We start from the raw sequence: 25592 nt of genomic DNA on the forward strand, positions 1-25592 counted from the left end.
TGCCCCGCAGGTCCCTCCACCAACACCGTCATCTTGTTGCAGTGCGGGCTGCGGAGGCCGGGAGATAGCGGGGCGTATGCGTGGATTACGACGCCCGGTGCGAGGGGAGCCGTGTTGCGGACCCGGTCCGGACCGCTCATAGTTGCGCTGCGGAAGAGGCAGCAAACCGGGGGTGGAATGGGCGATGGCCGGGCACGGGACGGACAAGCATCCACACGGTGCCGACCGACTGTGCGCCGCCGGGGATCGCGTGTATTCCCGTGCCGTGCGCCGGGGCCGGGTACCGCGCAAGGACGCCGACGCGGTGCCCTGTCTGCTGGAGCTGGCGCTGCTGCACCCGGACCCCGACGACATGGACTGGCTGGTGCCGACCTCCCCGCAGGAGGTCATGACCCGGCTGCTGCGCGGGGTCTACGACGAGGTCACCGACAGCCAGCGGCGGGTGGGCTCGGCGGTCGCGGCCTTCGAGTGGTACGCCGGTCTGGGACGGCAGTTGCAGGTCGCGTCGGCCTCCGCCGAGGGCACGGCGGCGATCCGGGTCCTGGACGGGCTGTCCCGGATCCAGGCGGCGATGGACGAGGCGACGGAGGCGTGCACCAGCGAGGTGCTGACCGTGCAGCCGGGCGGTATCCGCCGTGAGTCGGAGCTGACCGAGGGACTGCACCGGGCGGTCGCCCTGCGCGGCCGGGGCGTGCGCATGCGGGACCTGTACACCCATGTCGCCCGGCACGGCCAGGGCCTGCTCAACTACCTGGAGCTGATGGGCGACGCGGTGGAGGCCCGGACGCTCGACGAGGTCATCGACCGCCTCATCCTCTTCGACCGCACGGTCGCCTTCATCCCCGCCAACGCCGACCGCACGATGGCCCTGGAGCTGCGCCACCCCGCCCTGGTCGAGTACTTCGTCACCGTCTTCGAACGCCTGTGGCGTCTCGCGATCCCCCTCACCGCCCCGCTCCCCGACACCGGTATCGAGGGCATCTCACACAGGGAGCAGTCCATCGCTGCGCTCCTCGCGGAGGGCCACCAGGACGCGGTGATCGCCGAACGCCTGGGCATCAGCGTCCGTACCTGCCGTGCCCACATCGCCCGCCTCTCGGAGACGCTGGGCGCGGCCAGCCGTACCCAACTGGGCGTGCGGATAGCGCAGGTGGGGCTGGACCGGCCGCCGGGCGAGGCGAGCGGGGCGCCGGCCGTGGTCAGCCTTCCTGATCAAGGATCCCCGAGCGTCCGATGAGGTAGCCGAGCTGGGCGCGGCTTTCGCTGCCGAGGGTGGTGGCGAGTTTGGCGATGTGGACGCGGGCGGTGCGGATGTTCATGCCGAGGCGTTCGGCGATGACGGCGTCGGTGTGGCCTTCGACGAGCAGGGCGGCGATGGCCTGCTGGCGGGGGGTGATGCCGTTGACGGTGGGGCGTTGTTCGCGGTGCGGGTAGACGGGGGCGGCCAGTCGCCAGAGGCGATCGAAGACCGTGGCCAGGTAGGTGACCAGGGAGGGCTGGCGGATTTCGAGGGCGAGGCCGCCGTCTTCGCCCGCCGGGATGAAGGCGACGGTGCGGTCGATGACGATCAGCCGGTCCGGGGACTCGTCCAGACCGCGTACCTCGTTGTCGCCGGTCAGTATCTCGTTGTAGGCCAGGACACCCGGCAGATGGACCATGGAGTGCTGGATGAGGACCCGGATGCTGCCCCCTCGCTCGAGGAAGGCCTGGTCGCGTGCGAAGGAGGTCGAGTTGGCGATCTCGCCGCGCTCGCCGACCATACCCGCGTGGGGCTGGACGCAGCGGACCTCCCGCTGGGCGTCCGGCATGGCCTCGCCGATGGCCTCGTTGATCCGCCGGGTGCCGCTGAGCAGGCGTAGCGCTGGGGAGTCCGTCGTCGCGCCGGCCTGGCCTTCGATGTGCGTCAGTGGTTCGAACAGATCCACCAGCCGCTCCTCCAGTCGCCATTCGGCGGCGACGCGGGCGCGGGCGCCGCGCAGGAGCCGGGTGAGGGCGGCGGCGGGGGCGACGGGCTCCAGCCGGCCGGGGTCGTCCAGGGCCGGGTGGAGGAGGCCGAAGTCGGTGAGGCAGGGCGCGTCCACGGCATCCGCGATGCTGATGCCGCCCACGCGCACGGCGTGTTCGTACAGCTTCGTCCCGGTCGGGCACAGCTCCTCGACACTGTGTTCGTAGTGGGTCATGGACCTGCCTCCGGCTTGAGGATTCCTGACCGGCCGATGAGGCAGCCGAGCTGGGCGTGGCTGTCGCTGCCGAGGGTGGTGGCGAGCTTGGCCAGGTGGAGGCAGAGCAGTTCCTGGTCCCCCTCGGACATGGCGCTGGTGAGGGCGTCGTTGATGCGCGCCGTGCCGGTGTGGAGCCGCATCAGCGCAAGCCGGTGCCGGTGTCGGCGATCGGGTTGAGGTCCAGCCGGAGCAGGGGCTCGAACGTGTCCACCAGGAGGCCGCCGCGGCGGTGGGCATCCGCGAGCCCGGTCTCGACCAGGCAGGAAGACCTGGCGGACGTGGCGGCGTCCATGTGGCCCTGGCGTAGCGCCTGCTCGTACAGCCCGGCACCGGCCTCGCCCAACTTGGTGACGGCGTGATTCGGATGCGGTGGCGGGGGAGCTGCCTCCGGGGTCACCGCTCGCCCTCCGGACCGGCGGGAGGGCTGCCACTGTTCAGAATCCCCGACTGTGCGATCAGGTACCCGAGTTGGGCACGGCTGCCACTGCCCAGTGCCTGGGCCAGTTTGGCGATATGGGCGCGGCAGGTGCGGACGTTCATGCCGAGCCGGCGGGCGATGGCCTCGTCGACATGGCCCTCCACCAGCAGCTTCGCGATGGAATGCTGAATCTCTGTGATGCCGTCGGGTGCCGCTTCGTACGGCCCGTCGATGTTCAGGGGCACCGCGCGGCTCCACATGAACTCGAAGACCTTGATCAGATAGCGAACGAGGCCGGGGTGGCGTACTTCGAGTGCGACCTGCTGGTCGTCCCGGATGGGGATGAAGGCGACCGTCTCGTCGCAGATGATCAGGCGCTCCACGACTTCGTCGATCGTGCGGTACTCCGCCTTGCCGTCCGCGAGATAGGCGGCGTAGGCCAGCTTTTCCGGGTTGTGCCTGGCCGTGTGCTGGTACAGGGTGCGGATACGGACCCCTCGCTCGATGAGAGGCCGGTCACGCTCCATTCCGCGCAGCACGTTGCGCTCGGAGACGCGTTCGCTCGGATGGACGCTGAGCACCTCCGTCTGGCACTGTGCTGTCGCCAGGTTGAGCGCCGCGTTGATACGTTCGCCGCCTTCGAGGACGGCGATCGAGTCGCTGGTCGCCATGACCTGTGTGCTGAGCGTCATGAAGGGCTCGAATGTCTCGGCCAACTCGGTCGACAGACGCCGACGCTCGGAGATCTCGTGTTCGAGAGGGCCGAGCCGTCTTGCCAGAGCCACCGCAGGGGGCACCGGACGCAGCCAGTCGGGGTCGTCCGGATCCGGGTGGAGCAGGGCGAACTCCATCAGGCAGGGGACAGCCTCCACATCCCTACGCGCGACGCGTCCCGCGCGCAGAGCTGTGGAGTAGATGCGGGCACCGTCCTCACACAGTTCTGTCACCGCGTGGGGATGCGTCTCCTTTGTCTGATTCGTTATCAAATCTCCACCCCCCAGGGTCCTGAACATGCAGGAACATGATGCATTGATTGTGTGGCCACGACGTGCCCGAATGAGCCATCGTCGTACAAGACGAAGGAGCAGGGACCTTCAAGTGAGGACGAAGCCGAACATGCGCGGGAAATTGCTTCGGTCGGTGCTTGTCGCCGCCTGCTCCATCGTCGCGGCCCTTGTTGCGTGGAGTGGTGCTGTCGACGCGAAGGGTGACGTTCGGGCAAATACCAGCTGGCCGAGTGTTGCAGTGGACACCGTGGAAGGAACCGGGAGCTGACGTGACCACCCCACCCGACGACCGATCCTTCCGGCGTGAAATGGCCACCGCCTACCGCTCCGGCTGGCACTTCATCGACCTGGTCACCGCCATCCCCCACAGCGGTGACTCGCTGATGGTGACCGTCTTCGGTGAGCCGGTCGTCGTCACGCGGGACGAGGACGAGGACGTACGGGCCTACCGGTGCCTGCGCAAGCCCCGGGGTGCGCCGCAGCCCGTGCGGTGCGCCGTCCGGTACGGAATGATTTTTGTGAATCTGGACCAACGGGACCACCGGCTGGCTGAGCCGGACGTCCCGGACGTGAGGACCATCTCGGCCACCCCCCGCAGTGCCTGACGCGATTCCCCCGTCGTAAAAGATCGCTCAGGTACTTCCCCCCGCAGCGGCGTCACCGTGACCTGAACACGGTGACGCCGCTGCAGTTTCCGGGGACATTTCGGCGTATCGGCCGGTTTCGGCCAAGGTCCACCGTGGCTGAAACATGGCGCTGAACCGCCGAAAGAACGGGGCGGCCGCCCCGGGGGACCGGCTCGATACCGCTCCCAGGCCCCGGCATCCGCGTCACAGTGACCCCGGCGGCCGTCGCGGAGGGCGTTCCCCGTCCCCGGCGGCTCTCCCGTGCCGCTCCGCGCGCCTCCGCGGGCCTCCTCGTGCTTTCGCCGCCCGCTCCCGGCCGCCCCGGCCCGCCTTCTTGCGACCCCCGGGCCTCCCCGGTCCGCCTTCTTCCGGCCACCTGCCCCTCCGCGCCCACCCTCTCGGCCGGCCGGGTCCGCGTGCCCCGAAGCTGGTCCCCGGAAGGGGTCCCGTCTCCACCTTGAGTGGAATAGACTCAACTTTGTGTACGTTGGCTGAGTCAGCCGAACGACGCCGAGGAGGAGAACGCGAACGTGGACGCCGAGCTGACCAACAGGAGCCGGGACGCGATCAACGCGGCCAGCAGCCGGGCCGTGACCGAGGGGCACGCGGACCTCACGCCTGCCCACCTGCTGCTGGCTCTGCTGGCGGGGCAGGAGAACGAGAACATCACCGACCTGCTCGCGTCCGTGGACGCCGACCAGGCCGTCGTACGACAGGGCGCCGAGCGGGTGCTGGCCGCCCTGCCCAGCGTGACCGGCTCCACGGTCGCGCCCCCGCAGCCCAACCGCGAACTGCTCGCGGTCCTCGCCGACGCGGACGAGCGCGCCCGGGACCTCGGTGACGACTACCTCTCCACCGAGCACCTGCTCATCGGCATCGCCGCGAAGGGCGGCGCGGCCGGTGAGGTGCTCGACCGGCAGGGGGCCACCGCGAAGAAGCTGGTGGAGGCCTTCCAGAAGGCGCGCGGCGGCCGCCGGGTGACCACCGCCGACCCCGAGGGCCAGTACAAGGCGCTGGAGAAGTTCGGCACCGACTTCACGGCCGCCGCGCGGGACGGCAAGCTCGACCCCGTCATCGGACGGGACCAGGAGATCCGGCGGGTCGTGCAGGTGCTGTCCCGCCGTACCAAGAACAACCCCGTGCTCATCGGCGAGCCGGGCGTCGGCAAGACCGCCGTGGTCGAAGGGCTGGCCCAGCGGATCGTCAAGGGCGATGTGCCCGAGTCGCTGAAGAACAAGCGGCTGGTGGCGCTGGACCTCGGGGCCATGGTCGCGGGCGCGAAGTACCGGGGTGAGTTTGAGGAGCGGCTGAAGACCGTCCTCGCCGAGATCAAGGACTCCGACGGGCAGGTCATCACCTTCATCGACGAACTGCACACGGTCGTCGGCGCCGGAGCCGGCGGTGACTCCGCCATGGACGCCGGCAACATGCTGAAGCCGATGCTGGCCCGCGGCGAGCTGCGCATGGTCGGCGCGACCACCCTCGACGAGTACCGGGAACGGATCGAGAAGGACCCGGCGCTGGAGCGCCGCTTCCAGCAGGTGCTGGTGGCGGAGCCGACCGTCGAGGACACCATCGCCATCCTCCGTGGCCTGAAGGGCCGTTACGAGGCCCACCACAAGGTGCAGATCGCGGACAGCGCCCTGGTGGCCGCCGCGGCCCTCTCCGACCGTTACATCACCTCCCGGTTCCTCCCCGACAAGGCGATCGACCTGGTCGACGAGGCGGCCTCGCGGCTCCGCATGGAGATCGACTCCTCGCCCGTGGAGATCGACGAACTCCAGCGTGTCGTGGACCGGTTGAAGATGGAGGAGCTGGCGCTGGAGAAGGAGACCGACCCGGCCTCCCGGGAGCGCCTGGAGAAGCTGCGCCGCGACCTCGCCGACAAGGAGGAGGACCTGCGCGGCCTCAACGCCCGCTGGGAGCGCGAGAAGCAGTCACTGAACCGGGTCGGCGAGCTGAAGGAGAAGCTCGACGAACTCCGGGGCACCGCCGAACGCGCCCAGCGCGACGGCGACTTCGACACCGCCTCCAAGCTGCTGTACGGCGAGATCCCGCAGCTGGAGAAGGAGTTGGAGGCCGCCTCCGAGGCCGAGGTGGAGACCTCCCGGGACACCATGGTCAAGGACGAGGTCGGCTCCGACGACATCGCGGACGTGGTGGCCGCCTGGACCGGCATCCCCGCCGGGCGTCTCATGGAGGGCGAGACCCAGAAGCTGCTCCGCATGGAGGACGAGCTGGGCCGCCGGCTCATCGGCCAGACCCAGGCCGTACGCGCGGTCTCGGACGCCGTACGACGGTCCCGAGCCGGTATCGCCGACCCGGACCGCCCGACCGGCTCCTTCCTCTTCCTCGGCCCGACCGGTGTCGGCAAGACGGAACTGGCCAAGGCGCTCGCCGACTTCCTCTTCGACGACGAGCGGGCGATGGTCCGGATCGACATGTCGGAGTACAGCGAGAAGCACAGCGTGGCCCGGCTGGTCGGCGCCCCGCCCGGATACGTCGGCTACGAGGAGGGCGGCCAGCTGACCGAGGCGGTCCGCCGCCGCCCCTACACCGTGGTCCTCCTGGACGAGGTGGAGAAGGCCCACCCCGAGGTCTTCGACATCCTGCTCCAGGTGCTGGACGACGGCCGGCTCACCGACGGCCAGGGCCGCACGGTCGACTTCCGCAACACCATCCTGGTGCTGACGTCCAACCTGGGCAGCCAGTACCTGGTCGACCCGGTACTCGGCGAGGAGGAGAAGAAGCGGCAGGTTCTGGAGACGGTCCGGCATTCCTTCAAGCCGGAGTTCCTCAACCGCCTGGACGACCTGGTCGTCTTCTCGGCTCTGGCCAAGGACGAGCTGGCCCGGATCGCCCGGCTCCAGATCGACCGGCTGGCCAAGCGGCTGGCCGACCGCCGGCTCGCCCTGGAGATCACCCCGGAGGCCCTGGCCTGGCTCGCCGAGGAGGGCAACGACCCGGCGTACGGCGCCCGTCCGCTGCGCCGTCTGGTCCAGACCGCCATCGGCGACCGCCTCGCCAGGGAGATCCTGTCCGGCGAGGTCAAGGACGGCGACACGATCCGGGTGGACGCCTTCGGCGAGGGCCTGATCGTGGGCCCGGTGACGGCGGAGGAAGCGGCCGGTGAAACGGTCGGGGAATCGGCCGCCGAAACGGCCGGGGAAGCCGTCGAAAGCACCGGTCAGGAGACCGGAAAAACGCTCTGAGCGGAATTCCGCCAACGGGAGATGAACCCGCCGGGGCGGGGGTTGCCACCCCCCTCCCCGGATGGGGGAGGATGGCGGGATCCGTATGAAGGGAAAATCACGGTGACCATCGACCCGTCCTCGATTCCGAACTTCGGGGGCCAGCCCGAGCCGCAGCCCCAAGGACCGGCGGGCCCCGTCGTCCCGGATCAGGATCTTGTGAAGCAGCTCCTCGACCAGATGGAGCTCAAGTACGTCGTCGACGACGAGGGCGACCTCGCGGCGCCGTGGGAACAGTTCCGTACGTACTTCATGTTCCGCGGCGAGGACGAGCAGTCGGTCTTCTCGGTGCGGACGTTCTACGACCGTCCCCACAAGATCGACGAGAAGCCCCAGCTCCTGGAGTCCATCGACGACTGGAACCGCCGGACGCTGTGGCCCAAGGTCTACACCCACACCCATGACGACGGCACCGTCCGTCTCATCGGCGAGGCACAGATGCTGATCGGCATGGGTGTCGACATCAACCACTTCGTGTCGTCCACGGTCAGCTGGGTGCGGGCCGCGATCGAGTTCGACAAGTGGCTCGTCGAGCAGCTCGGCCTGGAGGAGGCCGTCAACGACGCCGACCAGCCCGAGGGCGACGACGAGGAGTAGGCAGCGCTACAGGGGTGTGCCGGCGAAGACGACCAGGTACGCGCCGTAGCCGAACGAGAGCCCGGCCAGGGCCGCGACCACCACGGACGCGTGCCAGGGCCGGGCTCTCGCCGTGCGGACCAGCGCCCGGGCCAGGGGGAGGAGCAGCGGGAAGGCCGGCAGGAGGAAGCGCGGCTTGGACTCGAAGAAGCCCGAGCCGCCGAGCGTGATCAGCAGGAGCACGGCGGTGTAGGCGACGAGCGGGAGCGGCGCCCGGTCCAGCAGCAGGAGCGCGAAGAGGACCACCGCCGCCGCCACGATCACCAGGGCCGTCGGGAAGACGAAGCGGTCGCCGCGCAGCAGCAGGTCGCGGACGAAGCGGAGCGAGCCCCGGCCGAAGTCGAAGCGCGACCCCCACAGGCGCTGTACGCCGAAGTAGCCGCCCAGCGGATCGCCGGCGCGGCGCCCCACCCACAGGACGTACGCGAGCCAGCCGAGCGGGGCGAGTGCCGCGCCCGTCCACAGCCTGTGGGCAACCCGGCCCCGGGAGCGGTGAATCTCGCGGACGGCGGCGAGCAGCACGGCCACCGCGACCGCGAAGCCGTTCGGCCGGGACAGGCCCGCCAGGGCGGCCAGGGTGCCCGCCCACAGCCAGTTTCCGGCCAGGACCGCGTACAGGGACCAGGCGGCGAACGCGGTCAGGACCGGTTCCGTGTACGCCATGGACAGCACCACGGAGTGCGGGAGCAGCCCCCAGAGCAGGACGAGGGCGGTGCCCACCGCGCGGCCGTGCAGCCGGGCGCCCAGCGCGTAGATGCCGGCGGCGGCGACGCCCGCGGCCGTCCAGGAGACCAGCAGGCCGGCGCCCGCCCCGCTCAGCGGGGTGACGGCCGTCAGTATCCGGATCAGGGCCGGGTAGAGCGGGAAGAACGCCAGGTCGCTGTGGATGACGTCGGGGCGGAAGTACAGGGTGCGGCCGTAGCCGTGCGCCGCGATGCCCAGGTACCAGACCGAGTCCCAGGACCGGCCGAGCAGGGTCAGCGGATGCCTGCCGCCCGCCCAGGCGGCCAGCGCGACCACGGCCATGCCGGTGAGCCGGGCGGCCGCGAACAGCCCCACCGCGACACCGCCCGCGGTGACGAGGGACGGGGCGAGAGCGGCGGTACCGGTGGTCGTGCCGGTGGTCGAATTGGCGGTGGTGCTGGCGTGGCTCACATTCGCACCCTGCGGGGGACCGGGGCGAAGTGCGAGAAATATGCGCCCGATGGGGTAGCGGAGGGGCACGCCTCCTGGCGTGGCGCGGGCCGCGGGCGAGCCCGGGGGTGGTATCGGGCGCGGCTACCCGAGCCGCCGTAGCCGCTCCGCCGCCTCCTTGAGCACCTCCGCACGCTTGCAGAACGCGAACCGTACGAATGGCGCACCCTGCTCGCGGTGGTCGTAGAAGACCGCGTTGGGGATCGCGACCACCCCGCAGCGCTCCGGCAGTGCACGGCAGAAGGCGAAACCGTCGCTCTCACCGAGGGGCCGGATGTCGGTGGTGATGAAGTACGTGCCGGCCGGGCGGAAGACCTTGAAGCCCGCCCGCTCCAGGCCCCCCGCGAGCAGGTCCCGCTTGGCCAGCATGTCCGCGCCGAAGGCCTCGAAGTACGAGTCGGGCAGGCGCAGGGCCTCGGCCACGGCGTACTGGAAGGGCCCGGAGGCGACATACGTCAGGTACTGCTTCGCCGAGCGCACCGCCGTGACCAGCTCCGGCGTCGAGGTCACCCAGCCGACCTTCCAGCCGGTGAAGGAGAACGTCTTGCCGGCCGACCCGATGGTGACCGTGCGCTCGCGCATGCCCGGGAAGGTCGCGAGGGGGAGGTGCCCGGCCTTGTCGAAGACCAGGTGCTCGTAGACCTCGTCGGTGACGACCAGCAGGTCCCGTTCGACCGCCAGTTCGGCGATCGCGGTCAGTTCGGCGCGGGTGAGGACCGTGCCGGTCGGGTTGTGCGGGGTGTTGATCAGCAGGAGCCGGGTGCGCGGGGTGACGGCGGCGCGCAGTTCGTCGAGGTCCAGGCGGAAGGCGGCGCCGTCCGGGCGGAGGGTGACCGGGACCCGGGTGCCGCCGGCCATCGCGATGCACGCCGCGTAGGAGTCGTAGTACGGCTCCAGGGCGACGACCTCGTCACCCGGCTCCACCAGGGCGAGCAGGGCCGCCGCGATCGCCTCCGTCGCGCCCGCCGTGACCAGCACCTCCGCGTCCGGGTCGTACGACAGCCCGTACCGGCGCTCCTGGTGTGCGGCGATCGCGGTGCGCAGTTCGGGGACGCCCGGCCCCGGCGGGTACTGGTTGCCGCGCCCCTCGCGCAGCGCCCGCACGGCCGCCTCCCTGACCTCCTCGGGGCCGTCGGTGTCCGGGAAGCCCTGCCCCAGGTTGATGGACCCGGTGCGCAGCGCCAGGGCGGACATCTCGGCGAAGATCGTGGTCCCGAACTCTGCGAGCCGGCGGTTCAGGAGAGGGCGTTCGCTGGAGGTCATGGCGGTCATCCTGCGCCCAAGCTCTGGAGTTCCTCAACTTACGTTCGGGGCGTGGTGTCTGCGGCGATACCCGATGCGGCTCCTCTGAGCTGGGCGAGGGCTGGTGTCATCTGTCGACGTTGGTCGTCGTTGGCCACCCTCGGCCCGGAGACGGCCCGAGGGTGGCCCACATGTCGTCAGTTGCCGTTGGCCTCGCGCATGGCGCGGGCTTCCTGTCGGCTGAACTCCTCGCCGCAGTTCAGACATGCCCAGTCGGTGTCGCGTGCTCCCAGGTGGAACTCCTGATCGAGATTATGGCGCTCGCATGCCGGACTTCCGGCGTCGATCCACCGTTGTCGGATCTTGGCAACATCACTGATTTGCACCATGTTTCGACCCTATGTCATCCCTGGTCCATGCATGCCCACGTGGCGTACGCGCATCGAGGCTGAACTGGCGAGACGCTGAACTGCGGGTTCTCGGGACACTCGCCGATGTTCCCCGCTGTTCCCCGCCATGCGTCGTCTGATGGTACGAAGGGGGCACGGGCGCCTTCTGATCCGTGTCCTCGCGGTTCTCCGGCTCAGCGGCGCGCGAAGCTAGCACGCTCTGGGCAGAAAATGCTTTGATCATCCGGTGACTGGCGCTGAGGGGGAACGGCGACGTAAGAGTTCCGCCGTTGTGCTTGGTGGATCGTCCGTGGCCTTCTGGTTCTGTTGTCCCTTTTGGATGCTGACGTGGGCTCTTGCCCTGCCGGCCGGTCTCGCTGGCCTCGCGCTCGGATGGGTCCAGTACCGCGCCGCGTCTCGCGAGGGCCTCAGCCGGACGCGACCCATAACCGGCATGGTGCTCGGCGCTGTGGGGACAGTTGCCGCCGTCGCTTACTTGATCTTTCTCATTAGCCATCCTGACCTGGATATCCAATAGCGGTCGGTGGAGATGCCGGGGCTTGGCGGCAAGGAGTGGAAGCCTGCTCTGGCGGTCGCGGGCCTCATTCCGCCGTCAGCGAGTGCATGGGGCATGCCGATCCGGCGATGACACTGCGGGTGTACGCCCACCTGACGCCCGACGGTCGCCAGCGTGCCCGCCACGCAATCGACCTGGTGTTCCAGCGCAGTTCCGGGGAGGACCAGGGCCGCGGCAGACACAGTGAAGCAGCCTGGCCTCGGCGCTATTGCGAGTGCGATCTGCCCGAATGGGACCTGACGGGCAGCCAGTCCTCGGATGCTGCCGGTTCGTCTCCGCATGCCAACTGGCGGTAGTCCACTGAGCACGTCATGCAGGATGAACACGGCCCGCAGACGGCCCAGCGACATCCGGTCGGCCCCTGAACTGCGTATGTGCGCAGGTCAGGGGCCATTTCCATGCAAGGACCCTCAGAAGTTCCTCAACTCCGCTTTGGCCGCCGGGCGGCCCGGGCATCACCGGGGCACGCCGCGGTCACGCGGCGGCCGGGGCGCCCACGGGGGGTCGCTCCGCGCGAACCGAAAGAAGGTGACGCCATGGGCATCGTCTTCATCGTGGCGGCGGCCGCGATCGTCTGCCTGGTGATCGTCGGGAGCGCGGCCCGCAAGGGTGGGGTGGGCAGGGGGGCGTCCGGCCGGGGCGGATCCTCCTCCTACGACAGCTCGGGCAGCTGGTGGGCCGGGGACTCGGGGTCGTCGTCGCACGGAGGCCACGGCGGGCACGGAGGCCACGGAGGTCACTCGTGCGGCGGAGGGCACTCCTCCTGCGGCGGCGGCTCGTCCTGTGGTGGCGGGGGTGGCTGCGGCGGGGGCAGCTGACCCGGAGCCTCGGTGACACGGGGGACACGGGGGACACGGGGGACACGGGGGGAGCGGGGCAGCAGGGGAGCGGGGCGTCCGGACGGCGAGTGGGTGGCTTTCTCCGGGCGCCCCGGCGTGCGCCAGAGGGAGCAGGGCGCACAACGTGGTTGAACAGTTGAGCTGTGGAGCCCTCTGAGGGATGGAAACCCCACGAAGTTGGGTAAAAACGCTGTGGCAGCGCCACAGTTCATGATTCCCTCTAAATCACGAAAGCAGCGCCTCGGACGTCCTGACGACACCCCTCCCCCGGCTGGGCCGACCGGGCCGATCTCCCGGTGTCCACCGAGGTGCGCCGGACCCCCCCTCCTCCTCCCCATTTGCGTGTTAGCGGAGCCGATCCATGCTCACGACCCTGAACACCACCTACACCGATACGCGCGCGGCCGACCTCGCCTGGGCCCTGGGGCGCGAGCCGCTGCCCGCCCTGGCCACCCTCGACCTGGAACTGTCCGGGGCGAAACTGCAGCTCAGACTGCTGGGCGCGTCCCATCAGGTACTCCTGGAGGAGGAGTGCGGCGGCTGTTCGGAGACGGTGGCGTGCATCCCGGGGTCCAGCACCCCGCTGCCGCTCGGGGTCGCCAAGCGCGTCGGCGACTGGGAGTACGAGTTCGCGGCCCGCGTCGAGGTGCTGTCACCGGGCTCCTTCGCCGGCCGCGCCCAGGAACTGCTCGCCCTCGTCTCCGAGCACCCACACGGACTCGCCGGGGTCTTCCCGGGCAGCCCACACGCGTTCACCGCGCTGCTCGCCCAGCGCCACGAGGGCCAGGTGCACTGGCGGACCTGGCACGCGTACCCGCAGGACGGCCAACTGGTGGCGACCCGGACAAGGGTCGGCATCCGGGTTCCGGTGGCCCGACACCTCCCCGGGTGACATAAACCAACGGGCCGTCAAGGCGGCCGATTTCCACACGTGTGGGTGACGAAGCGTACCGAGCGAGTGACGTAACGTCGCAGAGTGATCGATCCGCACGCACCCGCCCCTCCCGGCGCACCGCCGCCCTGGGGTGCCCCCGCGCCGCTGCCCGTGCGGCCGGGGACGGGCCGGTTCCTGGTCCTCGCGTGCGTCTTCGTCTGCGCGGCCTGCGGGCTGGTGTACGAACTCGAACTCGTCGCCCTCGCCTCGTACCTGATCGGCGACTCGGTCACCCAGGCCTCCGTGGTGCTGTCCGTGATGGTCTTCGCCATGGGCGTCGGCTCACTGGCCGCGAAGCGGCTGCGCTGGCACGCGGCGGCCGGATTCGGCGCGGTGGAGGCCGCGCTGGCACTGGTCGGCGGCTGCAGCGCCATGGCCCTGTACGCCGTCTTCGCCTGGACCGGCGGCTGGGGCGGCCTGTGGTCGGCCGGCCCGCGCTGCCTCCTGGTCGCCTTCTCCCTCTCCATCGGCCTGCTGATCGGCGCCGAGGTGCCGCTGCTGATGGAACTCATCCAGCGCATCCGCCGCCAGGACGCGGGCGGCGCGGTGGCCGACCTGTTCGCGGCGGACTACGTCGGCGCGCTGGTCGGCGGCCTGGCCTTCCCGTTCCTCCTGCTGCCCTTCCTCGGCCAGTTGACGGGCACCCTGCTCACCGGCACGGTCAACGTCGTGGCCGGCGGCGCCCTGGTCCTCGGCCTGTTCCGCCGCGACCTGTCCCGCCGGGCCCGCTGGACCCTCCTCGCCGTCAACGTGACCGTCCTCGGCGTCCTCGCCTCCGCCGCCGCCCACGTCGACGACTTCGAACGGGCCGCCCGGCACGCGGTCTACGGCGACGACGTCCGGGTCGCCCTCCAGACGGACGTCCAGGAGATAGTCCTCACCGGCGGCACCCACGGACGTCCCCTCGATCTCTTCCTCGACGGCCGGCTGCGCGTCGGCGGCCGCGACGAACGCCGGTACCACGAAGCCCTCGTCCACCCGGCGATGAGCGGCCCGCACGCGCGCGTGCTGATCCTCGGCGGCGGCGACGGCATGGCCGCGCGCGAGGTGCTCCGGCACACCGGCATCGACCGCGTCGACGTCGTCGAGCTGGACGCGGGCCTGGTCCGCCTCGCCCGCCACGACCCCGCCCTCTCCGCGCTCAACGGCCATGTCTACGACGACCCGCACGTCCACGTGGTCACCGCCGACGCCTTCTGCTGGCTGCGCCGGACCGCGCCGCCCGCCGCGTACGACGTCGTGATCGCCGACCTGCCCGACCCTGGCATCACGGCCAGCACCAAGCTGTACTCCGAGGAGTTCTACGGCCTGGCCCGCCGCGCCCTCGCCCCCGGCGGCCGCCTGGTCGTGCACGCCGGCCCGGTCCGGGCCCGCCCCCGCGACTTCTGGACGGTGGCGGCGACCATGCGCGCCGCCGGCCTGGCCACGACCCCCTACCGGGTCCTCGGCCGTGACCCCGGCTTCACCCCCGGCCCCGACCGCTCGGCGGGCGAGTCCAGGGCCCCGCACGACTGGGGCTTCCTCCTGGCGACGGAGGGTTCGCGCGGGCCCCGGCTGCGGCTGCCGGGCGACGGTCCGAGGCTGCACACGCTGACCCGGCGGGACCTGCGCGAAGACGCACTGGAGACCCCGCCGACGGAACTGCCGGCCTCCACGCTGGTGGATCCGCGGTACTGAGCGCGGACCCGGGCACGGGGGGCCCGGACCGCGGCAGCGTGCCGTGCGTCGCGGAGGGTACGTCGGCCTGACTCCTGGGTAGGCTCAGTCGGCATGGAGCACCAGGTGTACGTCCCGGCCCCGGCCTCGCGGCTCAGGGAGGCGCTGGCCGACCCCGCGCGGGTCGCCCGGGCGCTTCCCGGCCTCCAGCAGGACGCGGGCGCCGCGCCCGGCACCGGTCGCGTCAAGGTCCGCATCGGCAGCCACTCGATCACCTACCGGGGCTCCCTGCGCGTCAGCTCCCGTGCCGACGGTTCCTACGCGCTCGACGGCGACGCCACCGAGGCGCGCGGCGCCGGCACGGTGAAGCTGGCGCTCACGCTCCGCCTCACGGACACCGACGAGGGCTGCCAGGTCACGGTGACCGGCACGGCCTCCGCCGACGGGCGGGTCGCGGAACTGGCGCCGGAGGCCGTGGAGTCGGCGGCGACACGGCTGCTCAACCGCTTCGTGGAGGGCCTGGGGGAGGTGCGGCCCGAGGCCCCTGACCAACCGGTGTCGATCTTCGAGACGGAGGTCCCGCCGCCGTCGCTGGCGCCCGAACCGGTCGAGGAGCCGCTGCCCGAGATCTTCGCCGAGGCCGCCCATGCCCGCCGCACGATGATCGGCCGCAGCGCGGAGGAGGTCGACCACGCGCCGCCCCGCGGCCGCTATGCGCCGGTGCCGGCACCGCAGACGGTGGCGGCTGCCTCGGCACTGCGCTGGGCCGCACCGGCGGCGGCACTGGCCCTGGCGTCCGCGATCGTGGTGACGAGGGCGTTGCGGAGACGCCGCTGAGCGAGGCCGCCGCAGGAGGGGTTCCACTCGCCCGCGCTTGCGGGGTGCCTCCCCCCACTCTCGGCTTCGCTCGAGCGGGGGACCCCCCTCGCCCACCCGTGCCGCCCGGGGGCACCTTCCAGGCCCTTGAGGCACTGGGGGAGGCACGACGCCCGCAGCTACGACGGGCCCCGTAAGGGGTGCGGGGCTGTAATCGATGTGCGGCTCCGCCGCGTGGGCGCGACCAGGCCCCACAGACCGCACCCGAAACTCGGCGCCCCTCCCCAAGTACTGTCATCCCGTGAGTAACGAAGACATCACGCTGACCGCAGGCGACGCCGCCCTCCACCTGCACCCCGGCAACGGCGGGCGTATCGCCGGACTGGAAGTCGGTTCCCTCGAACTCCTCCGCCAGGGCGACCGCTTCGGCTGTTTCCCGATGGTGCCCTGGTGCGGCCGTATCCGGGACGGCCGGTTCCGCGACGGCGCCGACATCGTCCAGATGCCGCTCAACTCCCCGCCGCACGCCATCCACGGCACGGCCCGCGACGGCGCCTGGCGCATCGCCCGCCGCTCGGCGGACGAGGCCGTGATCACGTGCGAACTCGGCGACCCCTGGCCGCACCCCGCCCGCGTCACGCACGCGGTCCAGCTCACCGAGGACTCGTTGACGCTGACGATGGCCGTGGAGACGTACGACAACTCCTTCCCGGCGCAGATCGGCTGGCATCCCTGGTTCAACCGCAACCTCGGCGGCCAGGACGCCCAGGTCGACTTCGCCCCCGCCTGGCAGGAGGAGCGCGGCGCGGACCATCTGCCCACCGGCAACCGCATCGACCCCCAACCCGGCCCCTGGGACGACTGCTTCGGGATGCCCGACGGCGTCGACGTCACCCTCACCTGGCCGGGGCAGCTGGAGCTGAAGGTCGCCAGCCGCGAGCAGTGGGTCGTGGTCTACGACGAGCAGGAGGCGGCGGTGTGCGTGGAGCCGCAGACCGGTCCGCCGAACGGCCTCAACACGCTCCCCCGTCTCGTCACCCCGCTTGAGCCGCTGGAAGCCACCACCATCTGGACCTGGCGCCGCCTCTGAGCCCGCCGCCTCTAAGCTGGTCGGCATGACGGACGTACGCGCTGAGCTGCTGCAACAGATCAAGGACAAGGCCGTGGTGCACGGCAGGGTGACCCTGTCGTCGGGGCTGGAGGCGGACTACTACGTCGACCTCCGCCGTGTCACCCTCGACGGCACGGCCGCCCCGCTGGTCGGCCAGGTGCTGCTCGACCTGACCGACGGCCTGGAGTACGACGCCGTCGGCGGCCTCACCATGGGTGCCGACCCGGTCGCCGGCGCGATGCTGCACGCGGCCGCCGCGCGCGGTCGGCACCTCGACGCCTTCGTCGTCCGCAAGGCGGCGAAGGCGCACGGGCTGCAGCGCCGGGTGGAGGGGCCGGAGATCAAGGGCCGGCGGGTCCTCGTCGTGGAGGACACCTCCACCACCGGCGGCTCCCCGCTCGCCGCCGTGGAGGCCGTGCGCGAGGCCGGCGCCGAGGTCGTCGCCGTCGCGACCATCGTCGACCGGGCCACCGGCGCCGACGAGAAGATCCGCGAAGGTGCGGGCGTGCCGTATCTGTTCGCCTTCTCGAAGGATGAACTGGGGCTGGACTGACACCCCGGTCGCCGAGTGGGATTGACCCGGATGCGACCGGCGCCCGGCGCCCGGAGCATCGGTTCATGTCTGGAAAGATGGGGACGACGATGACGTCGTACCTCAAGGTCTAGGTCAGGGCCGTAGAGAACCAGCAGTACGCCGACCCGCACACTCAAGGAGCGGACAGATGCCCATCGCAACCCCCGAGGTCTACAACGAGATGCTCGACCGGGCGAAGGCAGGCAAGTTCGCCTACCCGGCCATCAACGTCACCTCGAGCCAGACCCTGAACGCTGCGCTGCGCGGCTTCGCGGAGGCGGAGAGCGACGGCATCGTCCAGATCTCTACCGGTGGTGCCGAGTTCCTCGGCGGCCAGTACAGCAAGGACATGGTGACCGGCGCGGTCGCGCTCGCCGAGTTCGCGCACGTCATCGCCGAGAAGTACCCGGTCAACATCGCGCTGCACACCGACCACTGCCCGAAGGACAAGCTCGACGGGTACGTACGGCCGCTGATCGCGATCTCCAAGAAGCGCGTCGAGGCCGGTCTGACCCCGCTGTTCCAGTCGCACATGTGGGACGGTTCCGCCGAGACCCTCGCGGACAACCTGGCCATCGCGCAGGAGCTGCTCGAGCAGGCCCGCGCGGCCAACATCATCCTCGAGGTCGAGATCACCCCGACCGGTGGCGAGGAGGACGGCGTCTCGCACGAGATCAACGACTCCCTCTACACCACCGTCGAGGACGCGATCCGCACCGCCGAGGCGCTGGGCCTGGGCGAGAAGGGCCGCTACCTGCTCGCCGCCTCCTTCGGCAACGTGCACGGCGTGTACAAGCCGGGCAACGTCGTGCTCCGCCCCGAGCTGCTGAAGGAGCTGGCCGACGGCGTGGCCGCGAAGTTCGGCAAGGCGTCCCCGTTCGACTTCGTCTTCCACGGCGGCTCCGGTTCCACCGAGCAGGAGATCGCCACCGCGCTGGAGAACGGCGTCGTGAAGATGAACCTGGACACCGACACCCAGTACGCCTTCACCCGTCCGGTCGCCGACCACATGTTCAAGAACTACGACGGCGTCCTGAAGGTCGACGGCGAGGTCGGCTCCAAGAAGACCTACGACCCGCGCACCTGGGGCAAGCTGGCCGAGGCGGGCATGGCCGCCCGCGTCGTCGAGGCCACCCAGCACCTGCGCTCGGCGGGCAACAAGATCAAGTAAGGCGTTCGTACGGCTGTCGTACGACAGCCACGTCGCGTTTCGGCGGACCCGGTGCTACGGCGCCGGGTCCGCTGTATACCTGGACCCATGTCCGACGTGCGGCTGGCCTCCTCGCAGGGCAAGTGGATCCTGTTCACCACCGTCCTCGGTTCCAGCATGGTGCTGCTGGACTCGACCGTGGTCAACGTCGCCCTGCCCACCATCGGCCGTGACCTGGGCACCAGCCTCTCGGCCCTGCAGTGGACGGTCAACGCGTACATGCTGACGCTGGCCGGCCTGATCCTGCTCGGCGGCTCGCTCGGCGACCAGTACGGCCGCCGGAAGATCTTCGTGCTCGGGGTCGTCTGGTTCGCCGCCGCCTCGCTGCTGTGCGGCCTGGCCCCCAACGACATCGTCCTGATCGCGGCCCGCGCCCTCCAGGGCATCGGCGGCGCCCTCCTCACACCGGGCTCCCTCGCCCTCATCCAGGCCTCCTTCCATCCGGACGACCGGGCGAAGGCGGTCGGCCTCTGGTCCGGGTTCGGCGGCATCGGGGCGGCCGTCGGGCCGTTCCTGGGCGGCTGGCTGGTGGACGGCCCCGGCTGGCGGTGGGTGTTCCTGCTGAACGTCCCGCTGGCCCTGCTCTGCGTCCCGGTCGCGCTGCGCCATGTCCCGGAGTCGGACGGGGGCACCTCCCGCTCGAGCGAGGCCGGGAGTGGGGGAGGGCGGACGCACGGCCGCTTCGACGTGCTCGGCGCGGTGCTGGCCGCCCTGACCCTCGGATTCGTGACCTACGCGCTGATCGAGGCCGGGACCACGTCCCTGCTCGCCCTCGCGGGCCTCGCGACCGGCGTGGCCTTCGTGTACGTCGAGAAGCGCCGCCAGGACCCGATGCTCCCGCTGGGCATCTTCGCCTCCCGCCAGTTCACCGCGCTGAACGTGGTCACCCTGTGCGTGTACGGCGCGTTCGGCGGCTACTTCTTCCTCACCGCGCTCCAACTCCAGGTGGTGGCGGGCTACTCGGCGCTGGCCGCCGGCACGGCCCTGCTGCCCTCCACCGCGCTGATGCTGCTCTTCTCGGCCCGCTCGGGTGCGCTGGCCGACAAGATCGGGCCCCGGCTGCCGCTGACCGTCGGACCCCTGCTCTGCGCCACGGCGATGATGCTGATGCTGAGGGTGGGCGAGCATGCGAACTACCTGACGGACGTCTTCCCGGCGGTCCTGGTCATGGGCGCCGGCATGGTCACCCTGGTGGCCCCGCTCACCGCCTCGGTCCTCGCCTCCGTGGACACCGCCCGGGCGGGTATCGCCAGCGGTATCAACAACGCGGCGGCCCGCGCGGGGAGCCTGATCGCGGTGGCGGCACTGCCGCTGCTCGCGGGGATGGGGCCGGAGGCCTACCGGTCGCCCGCGGCCTTCGACGCGGCGTTCGACCGGGCCATGCCGATCTGCGCGGGGGTGCTGGTGGTGGGGTCGGCCCTGGCGTTCGCGCTGGTTCGCAGGCCGACCCCGGGCTGTGTCCGCCCGGAGTGCCGCATCCACGGAAACGTGACCTCCCCACCGCTGGAGGCGAAGAGCCGGTAGCCGGAGGGCCGGAGGGCGGTGGCCGGTAGCCGGAGGGCGGTAGCCGTGGCCGGTGGCCGGAGGGCGATAGCCGTGACCGGAGGCGGTAGCCGTGACTGGAGGGCGGTAGCCGGTGGCCGGAGGGCCGGTGACCGGAGGGCGGTAGCCGGTGGCCGGAGGGGCGGTGGCCGGTGGCCGGAGGGCCGGTGGCGAAGGGCCGGTGGCCGGGGCCCTTCGCCTGTCGGCGCGCTATCCCTTCAGCTCGGCGTACGCCTCCGCGCTGCTGTCCTTCAGGAACTGCCAGCACCGCTCGTACTCGTCCTTCTCGCCGATCTCGCCCGCGGCCCGGCCGAGCGCGGCCAGGCAGCGCAGGAAGCCGCGGTTGGCCCGGTGATCCCAGGGAACGGGTCCGTGTCCCTTCCACCCGGCGCGGCGCAGGGCGTCCAGCCCACGGTGGTAGCCGGTACGCGCGTAGGCGTACGACTCGACCACCGCGCCGCGCTCGAACGCGTCGTCGGCGAGCAGCGCCCAGGCCAGCGAGAAGGTCGGGAACTTCGCCGCGACCTCGACCGGAGCCAGCTTCTCGTCGCCCAGCAGGCGGTACGCCTCTTCGTTCTCGGGCAGATAGGTCGGCTCCGGGCCGCCGAGCAGGTTCGTGTGCGTCGTCATGGCGCCAGTCTGCCACCGCCGCCCGCGGCGGGGCCCCGGGGAGGCCGCCGGGCGGGGGCAACCTCACCCCGCGTCCTGCCGTCTTCCAGACCGCCGCCCCGTACGTGACGGCAAGGGGGGAGCACACGTGCGTGATCCGATGCCCGGCGGGCAGTCGCCGGAGGCCCATGTCCTGGCCCGGTTCCTCACCGCGGACCCGGAGCAGTGGCCGCGGCTCGCCCCGCGGGTGACGGAGGCGGTCGGGATGGCGACGCTGGAGCGGATCGTGCACGCCACGGCCGCCCGGACCGGCGGGTTCGGCACCGTCACGGACAGCCCGGACGGCCTGATCGTGTCCGGCAGCACGGGCCGGGTGCGGGCCTGGGCCCAGGCGGGCCCGGACGGCGAACTCACCGCGTTGCGCATCGAAGGCGCCCCCTACACCCCGCCCCGCCGCCGCCCGCGCCTGCCGGCCTCCGTGACCTGGGCGGTCTGTGTGGGCCTGGTCGTCCTCTGGAACGTCCTGACCCTCTGGACCGCCGCCGACCGCACGGCCTGGACCGGTGACCTGGCGATCCTCGCCGCCTGCTTCGTGGTCGTCGAGGGCTGGGGCGCACCGGCGATGCACCCCCGCCCGCTGCGGCGCACGGTCGAGGCGGGCGCCGTCGTGGCCCTCGCCTCCGCGTGCCGGCTGCCCGGCCTGCCCACCGGGCACGGCGTGCTGCGCCTCGCCGGCGGCGCCCTGCTCCTCGCGGTGGCCGGGGGACTGGTCGTCGCCGCCCGGCTGCCCCGCCGGCGGGCCCCGCTGTCCCGGCCGCTGCTGTTTCCGCTGGAGGGCTCCTGGTACGTCGTCCAGGGCGGCGGCCGTCTGCTGAACCACCACACCCGGGTGCCCGAGCAGCGCGGCGCCCTGGACCTGGTCGCGCTCGGCCCGTACGGCACCCGTACCCGGCGGGGCTCCGAGCTGACCGCGTACGCCGCCTACGGGCGCCCGGTGCGGTCCCCCTGCGACGGCAGGGTGGTCTCCGCCGCCGACACCGTCGGGGACCAGAAACCCGGCGAGATCCGCTACCAGCCGCCCTACGGCAACCACGTCTTCCTGGACACCGGCCGGGAGATCGTCAAGCTCGCCCATCTGCGCCCCGGCTCGGTCACGGTGGCCGCGGGCGACACGGTCCGGGCGGGCCAGCCGATCGGCGAGGTCGGCAACACCGGCAACACCACCGAACCCCACCTGCACATCCACGCCGAACGCGACGGGGTCGGCCTGGACCTGGAGTTCACCGGCGTACCCGGCAGGCTGTACCGGGGGCGGACGGTCCGCGTGCGGCCGTAGCCCGGCCGGCTCCCGCGGCCCGGGGCGCTCGGCCGACCGGGTGATCCGGTGCCGGTGGTGACCGGTGTGGCCCGTCTGGCAGCGGGCGGGCCTTGCCGTGTGCGGGGTACGTTGCGGAAGATGCGGGTGGGGACCGGGGCCCCCGTGTCGAGAACGGCAGGGGCGGACCGCTACCCGGAGTACACAATCAGGAGACAGCGATGTCCCTTCAGGCTCAGCCCGACGAGGCTTCGGAGCCCGAGACCCCGCATCTCGACTTCGCCGGCACCACGCCGTACGAGGACTACGTCAAGGCGGACGTGCTCACCCATCTCCAGCACACCCTCTCCGACGATCCCGGAGAGATGGTCTTCCTGGTCACGACCCAGGTGATGGAGTTGTGGTTCACCGTCATCGTCCACGAGTGGGAGACCGCGGCGACCGCCCTGCGCGGCGACGACATCCCCACCGCGATCAACGCGCTGAAGCGTTCCACCCGGGAACTGGAGGCGCTGAACGCCTCCTGGAAACCACTCGGCCAGCTCACCCCCGCCCAGTTCAACTCCTACCGCTCGGCCCTCGGCGAGGGCTCCGGCTTCCAGTCGGCGATGTACCGGCGGATGGAGTTCCTGCTCGGTGAGAAGTCCGCGTCCATGCTCGTCCCGCACCGCGGCGCCCCCCGCGTCCACGCGGAACTGGAGAAGGCCCTGTACGAGCCGAGCCTCTACGACGAGGTGGTACGGCTCCTCGCGCGCCGCGGACACCCGGTCCCGGACGCGGTGCTCCAGCGTGACGTGTCCCGGCGGTACGACCCCTCGGACGCCGTCGAGGCCGCCTGGACGGCCGTCTACTCGGGCGACGGGGACGCCGAACTCGCCCGGCTCGGCGAGGCCTTGACCGACGTCGCCGAACTGGTCTGGCGCTGGCGCAACGACCATCTGGTCGCCACCCGCCGTGCCATGGGCGCCAAGGCCGGCACCGGCGGCTCGGCCGGAGTCGCCTGGCTGGAGAAGCGTGCCCGAAAGAACGTGTTCCCGGAGCTGTGGACGGCGAGGTCCCATGTCTGAACTGGCCCTGCGGGCGGAGAAACTGGACGCGGCGGACGAGCTTGCCGGGGTGCGCTCCCGCTTCGTCCTCGACACGGTGTCCGATCACGCGGCCGACGCCGCGGGCGTCTACCTGGACGGCAATTCGCTGGGCGCCCTGCCCGCGCACGTCCCCGGCCGGGTCGAGGACGTCGTCCGGCGGCAGTGGGGCGAGCTGCGCATCCGGTCCTGGGACGAGAGCGGCTGGTGGACGGCGCCGGAGCGGATCGGCGACCGGATCGCCCCGCTGGTCGGCGCGGCGGCCGGCCAGATCGTGGTCGGCGACTCCACAAGCGTCAACGTCTTCAAGGCACTTGTCGGCGCGGTACGGCTCGTGGGGGAGGAACGTACCGAGATCCTGGTCGACGCGACCACCTTCCCCACCGACGGCTACATCGCCGAGTCGGCGGCCCGGCTCACCGGCCGTACGCTGCGTCCGGTGGCGCCGGCGGACGTGCGCACCGCGCTGAGCGACCGTACGGCCGCCGTCCTGCTCAACCACGTCGACTACCGCACCGGCCGGCTGCACGACCTGCCGTCCCTCACCGCGGCGATCCACGCGGCGGGTGCCGTGGCCGTCTGGGACCTGTGCCACAGCGCGGGCGCGCTACCGGTCGGCCTCGACGAGCACGGGGTCGACCTGGCGGTCGGCTGCACCTACAAGTACCTGAACGGCGGCCCGGGTTCACCCGCGTACCTGTACGTCCGCCGCGACCTCCAGGACCGCTTCGACTCGCCGCTGCCCGGCTGGAACTCGCACGCCGAGCCGTTCGGCATGAGTCCGGCATACACCCCGGCCCCGGGCGCGGTGCGCGGCCGTGTCGGCACCCCGGACATCCTCTCCATGCTGGCCCTTGAGGCGGCGCTGGAGGTCTGGGACGAGGTGCCGGTGGCCGCCGTCCGTGCCAAGTCCCTGGCCCTGACGGACTTCTTCCTGGAGTGCGTCGAGGCGTACCTGCCGGCGGGCCGCGTCGAGTGCGTGACCCCGCTGGCGCACGAGGAGCGCGGCAGCCAGATCTCGCTGCGCTGCCCGGACGCCGGGGACGTGATGAAACGGCTGATCGAGCGCGGGGTGGTCGGGGACTTCCGGCATCCCGACGTCCTCCGCTTCGGCTTCACCCCGCTGTACGTCGGTTTCGCGGACGCGGAACGGGCGGCGCGGGTGCTCGCAGAGGCCGTGTAGCACCCTTCGGCGAGTCGACATACGGATACGACGACCCGGTCGGGAAAAACCGGGACGGTACAGAACCGTGTAATCCTCACCGTGCGTGACATCCACGTGTCGCCGCACGTCACCGGCCTGATACCGTCCCGGCCAACGGCCGAATTCCCCACCTGGTCCGCCAATGTCAATACGCCGCTGAGAGGTTGAGCATGCCGGACGCCGCAGCAGAACGGGCCGCCGCCGAGGAGGAGTCGGCCTTCTCGCACCCGCACGTCGCGCCCGACGCCACGGCGGCCTACGGCGACCACCCCGACCAGGTCATCGACTTCTACGTCCCGCGCGGTGACGAGACCACGGCCCCACTGGTCGTGGTCCTGCACGGAGGCGCGTGGCGGGCACCGTACGACCGCGGCCACATCACCCCCTTCGCCGACTTCCTGGCCCGGCGCGGCTTCGCGGTGGCCAACGTCGAGTACCGGCGCGGCGCGGCGCTTCCCGGGGAGGGCGGCTCGGCCCCGGTGGCCGGCCGCTGGCCGGACACCTTCGACGACATCGCGGCGGCGCTGGACGCCCTGCCCGCGCTGGCCCGCGAGGCCCTGCCCCAGGCGGACCTGCGCCGCACCGTCCTCACCGGCCACTCGGCCGGCGGCCACCTGGCGCTGTGGGCGGCGGCCCGGCACGTCCTCCCGGCGGACGCCGCATGGCGCACGTCCGGGCCGGCGTCGCTGCGGGGCGTGGTGGCGCTGGCCCCGATCGCGGACTTCGCGGTGGCGGAGAAGCTGGAGGTCTGCGGTCATGCGGCGCTCCAACTCCTCGGCGGAAGCGACCAGTTCACCGACCGGCAGCGCTACGCCGACCCGGCGCTGCTGCTTCCCACCGGCATCGCGACCACCCTGGTCCAGGGCCGCACGGACAACGTCGTCCCGCAGGCGGTCGCCGAGTCCTACGCGGAGGCGTCGGCGAAGGCGGGCGAGGTGGTGGGCCTGACGCTGCTGGAGGACGTCGGCCACTTCCCGCTCATCGACCCGGCGGCGGACGCGTGCGCGGTGGTGGCGGAGGAGATCGCCCAACTGGCGTATTGAGCCCGGCCGGCCTCGTGCCCGGGCCGACCTACCGGGCTCGGCCGACCTCGTGACGACCTGCTCCTGGGCCTCCCCCACATACCCGTAGTACC

General features: G+C 71.5%; 23 protein-coding genes and 1 pseudogene. 16 read left to right on the forward strand and 8 right to left on the reverse strand.

The window, feature by feature from the left end; genetic code table 11:
• The first annotated feature begins 184 nt into the window (after positions 1 to 184).
• Positions 185 to 1237, forward strand: a complete 1053-nt coding sequence (locus ACZ4N4_RS15885; protein ID WP_467588736.1) for a helix-turn-helix transcriptional regulator — start codon at positions 185 to 187, stop codon at positions 1235 to 1237.
• Here the strand turns inward: ACZ4N4_RS15885 and ACZ4N4_RS15890 are convergent.
• Genes ACZ4N4_RS15890 through ACZ4N4_RS15905 form a run of 4 tightly spaced genes read right to left on the reverse strand, consistent with a single transcriptional unit; the run spans position 1200 to position 3653 of the window.
• The gene (locus ACZ4N4_RS15890; RefSeq protein WP_467588739.1) at positions 1200 to 2180 is read right to left on the reverse strand and encodes a helix-turn-helix transcriptional regulator; all 981 of its coding nucleotides are present in this window, start codon (positions 2178 to 2180) and stop codon (positions 1200 to 1202) included. The two genes, ACZ4N4_RS15885 and ACZ4N4_RS15890, sit on opposite strands and share 38 nt — an antisense overlap.
• The gene (locus tag ACZ4N4_RS15895; RefSeq protein WP_467588742.1) at positions 2177 to 2362 is read right to left on the reverse strand and encodes a hypothetical protein; all 186 of its coding nucleotides are present in this window, start codon (positions 2360 to 2362) and stop codon (positions 2177 to 2179) included. Before ACZ4N4_RS15895 ends, ACZ4N4_RS15890 begins: the two co-directional genes overlap by 4 nt.
• On the reverse strand, positions 2362 to 2619 hold the full coding sequence (locus ACZ4N4_RS15900; protein ID WP_467588744.1) for a hypothetical protein: 258 nt from the start codon (positions 2617 to 2619) through the stop codon (positions 2362 to 2364). Before ACZ4N4_RS15900 ends, ACZ4N4_RS15895 begins: the two co-directional genes overlap by 1 nt.
• Entirely contained in the window at positions 2616 to 3653 is a 1038-nt protein-coding gene (locus ACZ4N4_RS15905; RefSeq protein WP_467588747.1) for a helix-turn-helix transcriptional regulator, read from the reverse strand. Before ACZ4N4_RS15905 ends, ACZ4N4_RS15900 begins: the two co-directional genes overlap by 4 nt.
• 302 nt (positions 3654 to 3955) lie before the next feature.
• Here ACZ4N4_RS15905 and ACZ4N4_RS15910 point away from each other — a divergent pair, with 302 nt between their 5' ends.
• From ACZ4N4_RS15910 to ACZ4N4_RS15920, 3 genes and pseudogenes are all read left to right on the forward strand, one after another.
• A complete protein-coding gene (locus ACZ4N4_RS15910) occupies positions 3956 to 4252 on the forward strand; it encodes a (2Fe-2S)-binding protein (protein ID WP_351317863.1) in 297 nt (98 codons plus the stop codon).
• 551 nt (positions 4253 to 4803) lie between these two features.
• Positions 4804 to 7392, forward strand: a pseudogene (gene clpB, locus ACZ4N4_RS15915) (ATP-dependent chaperone ClpB); the annotation flags it as partial.
• 195 nt (positions 7393 to 7587) lie between these two features.
• Complete coding sequence (locus ACZ4N4_RS15920) at positions 7588 to 8121, forward strand: type III secretion system chaperone family protein (RefSeq protein ID WP_450761793.1); 534 nt, start codon at positions 7588 to 7590, stop codon at positions 8119 to 8121.
• 6 nt (positions 8122 to 8127) lie between these two features.
• Here the strand turns inward: ACZ4N4_RS15920 and ACZ4N4_RS15925 are convergent, their stop codons facing one another.
• From ACZ4N4_RS15925 to ACZ4N4_RS15935, 3 genes are all read right to left on the reverse strand, one after another.
• Positions 8128 to 9315 carry a hypothetical protein gene (locus ACZ4N4_RS15925; RefSeq protein ID WP_453570522.1) on the reverse strand — a complete coding sequence of 396 codons (1188 nt, stop codon included), beginning with the start codon at positions 9313 to 9315 and terminating at the stop codon, positions 8128 to 8130.
• A gap of 123 nt (positions 9316 to 9438) precedes the next feature.
• Positions 9439 to 10626, reverse strand: coding sequence for a pyridoxal phosphate-dependent aminotransferase (locus tag ACZ4N4_RS15930; RefSeq protein WP_467588750.1), 1188 nt, complete (start codon positions 10624 to 10626; stop codon positions 9439 to 9441).
• Positions 10627 to 10793: 167 nt separating this feature from the next.
• Positions 10794 to 10985 carry a hypothetical protein gene (locus tag ACZ4N4_RS15935; RefSeq protein ID WP_467588753.1) on the reverse strand — a complete coding sequence of 64 codons (192 nt, stop codon included), beginning with the start codon at positions 10983 to 10985 and terminating at the stop codon, positions 10794 to 10796.
• Positions 10986 to 12098: 1113 nt separating this feature from the next.
• Here ACZ4N4_RS15935 and ACZ4N4_RS15940 point away from each other — a divergent pair.
• The 8 genes from ACZ4N4_RS15940 (at position 12099) to ACZ4N4_RS15975 (ending at position 20226) form a co-directional block, all read left to right on the forward strand.
• Positions 12099 to 12380, forward strand: coding sequence for a hypothetical protein (locus tag ACZ4N4_RS15940; protein ID WP_467588755.1), 282 nt, complete (start codon positions 12099 to 12101; stop codon positions 12378 to 12380).
• Between the two features lie 382 nt (positions 12381 to 12762).
• Positions 12763 to 13293, forward strand: coding sequence for a DUF2617 family protein (locus ACZ4N4_RS15945; protein WP_453570513.1), 531 nt, complete (start codon positions 12763 to 12765; stop codon positions 13291 to 13293).
• Positions 13294 to 13377: 84 nt separating this feature from the next.
• Positions 13378 to 15012: a polyamine aminopropyltransferase gene (locus ACZ4N4_RS15950; protein WP_467588759.1), complete on the forward strand. Its 1635-nt coding sequence runs from the start codon at positions 13378 to 13380 to the stop codon at positions 15010 to 15012.
• A 93-nt stretch (positions 15013 to 15105) separates the two neighbouring features.
• A complete protein-coding gene (locus ACZ4N4_RS15955) occupies positions 15106 to 15828 on the forward strand; it encodes an SRPBCC family protein (protein ID WP_467588762.1) in 723 nt (240 codons plus the stop codon).
• A gap of 280 nt (positions 15829 to 16108) precedes the next feature.
• Positions 16109 to 16897, forward strand: a complete 789-nt coding sequence (locus ACZ4N4_RS15960; protein WP_453570507.1) for an aldose epimerase family protein — start codon at positions 16109 to 16111, stop codon at positions 16895 to 16897.
• Positions 16898 to 16922: 25 nt separating this feature from the next.
• Positions 16923 to 17471: an orotate phosphoribosyltransferase gene (pyrE, locus tag ACZ4N4_RS15965; protein WP_365800475.1), complete on the forward strand. Its 549-nt coding sequence runs from the start codon at positions 16923 to 16925 to the stop codon at positions 17469 to 17471.
• 169 nt (positions 17472 to 17640) lie between these two features.
• Positions 17641 to 18663: a class II fructose-bisphosphate aldolase gene (gene fbaA / locus ACZ4N4_RS15970; RefSeq protein WP_360492664.1), complete on the forward strand. Its 1023-nt coding sequence runs from the start codon at positions 17641 to 17643 to the stop codon at positions 18661 to 18663.
• Between the two features lie 87 nt (positions 18664 to 18750).
• The gene (locus tag ACZ4N4_RS15975; protein WP_453570505.1) at positions 18751 to 20226 is read left to right on the forward strand and encodes an MFS transporter; all 1476 of its coding nucleotides are present in this window, start codon (positions 18751 to 18753) and stop codon (positions 20224 to 20226) included.
• A gap of 228 nt (positions 20227 to 20454) precedes the next feature.
• On the opposite strand, the gene ACZ4N4_RS15980 is transcribed toward ACZ4N4_RS15975, so the two are convergent.
• The gene (locus tag ACZ4N4_RS15980; protein ID WP_453570503.1) at positions 20455 to 20874 is read right to left on the reverse strand and encodes a DUF3151 domain-containing protein; all 420 of its coding nucleotides are present in this window, start codon (positions 20872 to 20874) and stop codon (positions 20455 to 20457) included.
• Between the two features lie 127 nt (positions 20875 to 21001).
• Between ACZ4N4_RS15980 and ACZ4N4_RS15985 the strand changes: the two genes are divergently transcribed.
• The 4 genes from ACZ4N4_RS15985 (at position 21002) to ACZ4N4_RS16000 (ending at position 25500) form a co-directional block, all read left to right on the forward strand.
• Positions 21002 to 22189, forward strand: a complete 1188-nt coding sequence (locus ACZ4N4_RS15985) for a M23 family metallopeptidase (RefSeq protein WP_467588767.1) — start codon at positions 21002 to 21004, stop codon at positions 22187 to 22189.
• 200 nt (positions 22190 to 22389) lie between these two features.
• Entirely contained in the window at positions 22390 to 23235 is an 846-nt protein-coding gene (locus tag ACZ4N4_RS15990; protein WP_450761760.1) for a tryptophan 2,3-dioxygenase family protein, read from the forward strand.
• Positions 23228 to 24436: a kynureninase gene (kynU, locus tag ACZ4N4_RS15995; protein WP_467588770.1), complete on the forward strand. Its 1209-nt coding sequence runs from the start codon at positions 23228 to 23230 to the stop codon at positions 24434 to 24436. Before ACZ4N4_RS15990 ends, kynU begins: the two co-directional genes overlap by 8 nt.
• Before the next feature lie 191 nt (positions 24437 to 24627).
• On the forward strand, positions 24628 to 25500 hold the full coding sequence (locus ACZ4N4_RS16000) for an alpha/beta hydrolase (RefSeq protein WP_467588774.1): 873 nt from the start codon (positions 24628 to 24630) through the stop codon (positions 25498 to 25500).
• Positions 25501 to 25592 lie beyond the last annotated feature (92 nt).

Source organism: Streptomyces sp. NPDC026538 (genome assembly GCF_055567535.1).

What these genes read in the sequence shown, in the direction of transcription:
- ACZ4N4_RS15885 (WP_467588736.1), top strand. Translation starts at nt 185, where the DNA reads ATGGCCGGGCACGGGACGGACAAGCATCCACACGGTGCCGACCGACTG.
- ACZ4N4_RS15890 (WP_467588739.1), bottom strand. Translation starts at nt 2,180, where the DNA reads ATGACCCACTACGAACACAGTGTCGAGGAGCTGTGCCCGACCGGGACG.
- ACZ4N4_RS15895 (WP_467588742.1), bottom strand. Translation starts at nt 2,362, where the DNA reads ATGCGGCTCCACACCGGCACGGCGCGCATCAACGACGCCCTCACCAGC.
- ACZ4N4_RS15905 (WP_467588747.1), bottom strand. Translation starts at nt 3,653, where the DNA reads ATGTTCAGGACCCTGGGGGGTGGAGATTTGATAACGAATCAGACAAAG.
- ACZ4N4_RS15910 (WP_351317863.1), top strand. Translation starts at nt 3,956, where the DNA reads ATGGCCACCGCCTACCGCTCCGGCTGGCACTTCATCGACCTGGTCACC.
- ACZ4N4_RS15930 (WP_467588750.1), bottom strand. Translation starts at nt 10,626, where the DNA reads ATGACCGCCATGACCTCCAGCGAACGCCCTCTCCTGAACCGCCGGCTC.
- ACZ4N4_RS15935 (WP_467588753.1), bottom strand. Translation starts at nt 10,985, where the DNA reads ATGGTGCAAATCAGTGATGTTGCCAAGATCCGACAACGGTGGATCGAC.
- ACZ4N4_RS15940 (WP_467588755.1), top strand. Translation starts at nt 12,099, where the DNA reads ATGGGCATCGTCTTCATCGTGGCGGCGGCCGCGATCGTCTGCCTGGTG.
- ACZ4N4_RS15945 (WP_453570513.1), top strand. Translation starts at nt 12,763, where the DNA reads ATGCTCACGACCCTGAACACCACCTACACCGATACGCGCGCGGCCGAC.
- ACZ4N4_RS15955 (WP_467588762.1), top strand. Translation starts at nt 15,106, where the DNA reads ATGGAGCACCAGGTGTACGTCCCGGCCCCGGCCTCGCGGCTCAGGGAG.
- pyrE (WP_365800475.1), top strand. Translation starts at nt 16,923, where the DNA reads ATGACGGACGTACGCGCTGAGCTGCTGCAACAGATCAAGGACAAGGCC.
- fbaA (WP_360492664.1), top strand. Translation starts at nt 17,641, where the DNA reads ATGCCCATCGCAACCCCCGAGGTCTACAACGAGATGCTCGACCGGGCG.
- ACZ4N4_RS15975 (WP_453570505.1), top strand. Translation starts at nt 18,751, where the DNA reads ATGTCCGACGTGCGGCTGGCCTCCTCGCAGGGCAAGTGGATCCTGTTC.
- ACZ4N4_RS15980 (WP_453570503.1), bottom strand. Translation starts at nt 20,874, where the DNA reads ATGACGACGCACACGAACCTGCTCGGCGGCCCGGAGCCGACCTATCTG.
- ACZ4N4_RS15990 (WP_450761760.1), top strand. Translation starts at nt 22,390, where the DNA reads ATGTCCCTTCAGGCTCAGCCCGACGAGGCTTCGGAGCCCGAGACCCCG.
- kynU (WP_467588770.1), top strand. Translation starts at nt 23,228, where the DNA reads ATGTCTGAACTGGCCCTGCGGGCGGAGAAACTGGACGCGGCGGACGAG.
- ACZ4N4_RS16000 (WP_467588774.1), top strand. Translation starts at nt 24,628, where the DNA reads ATGCCGGACGCCGCAGCAGAACGGGCCGCCGCCGAGGAGGAGTCGGCC.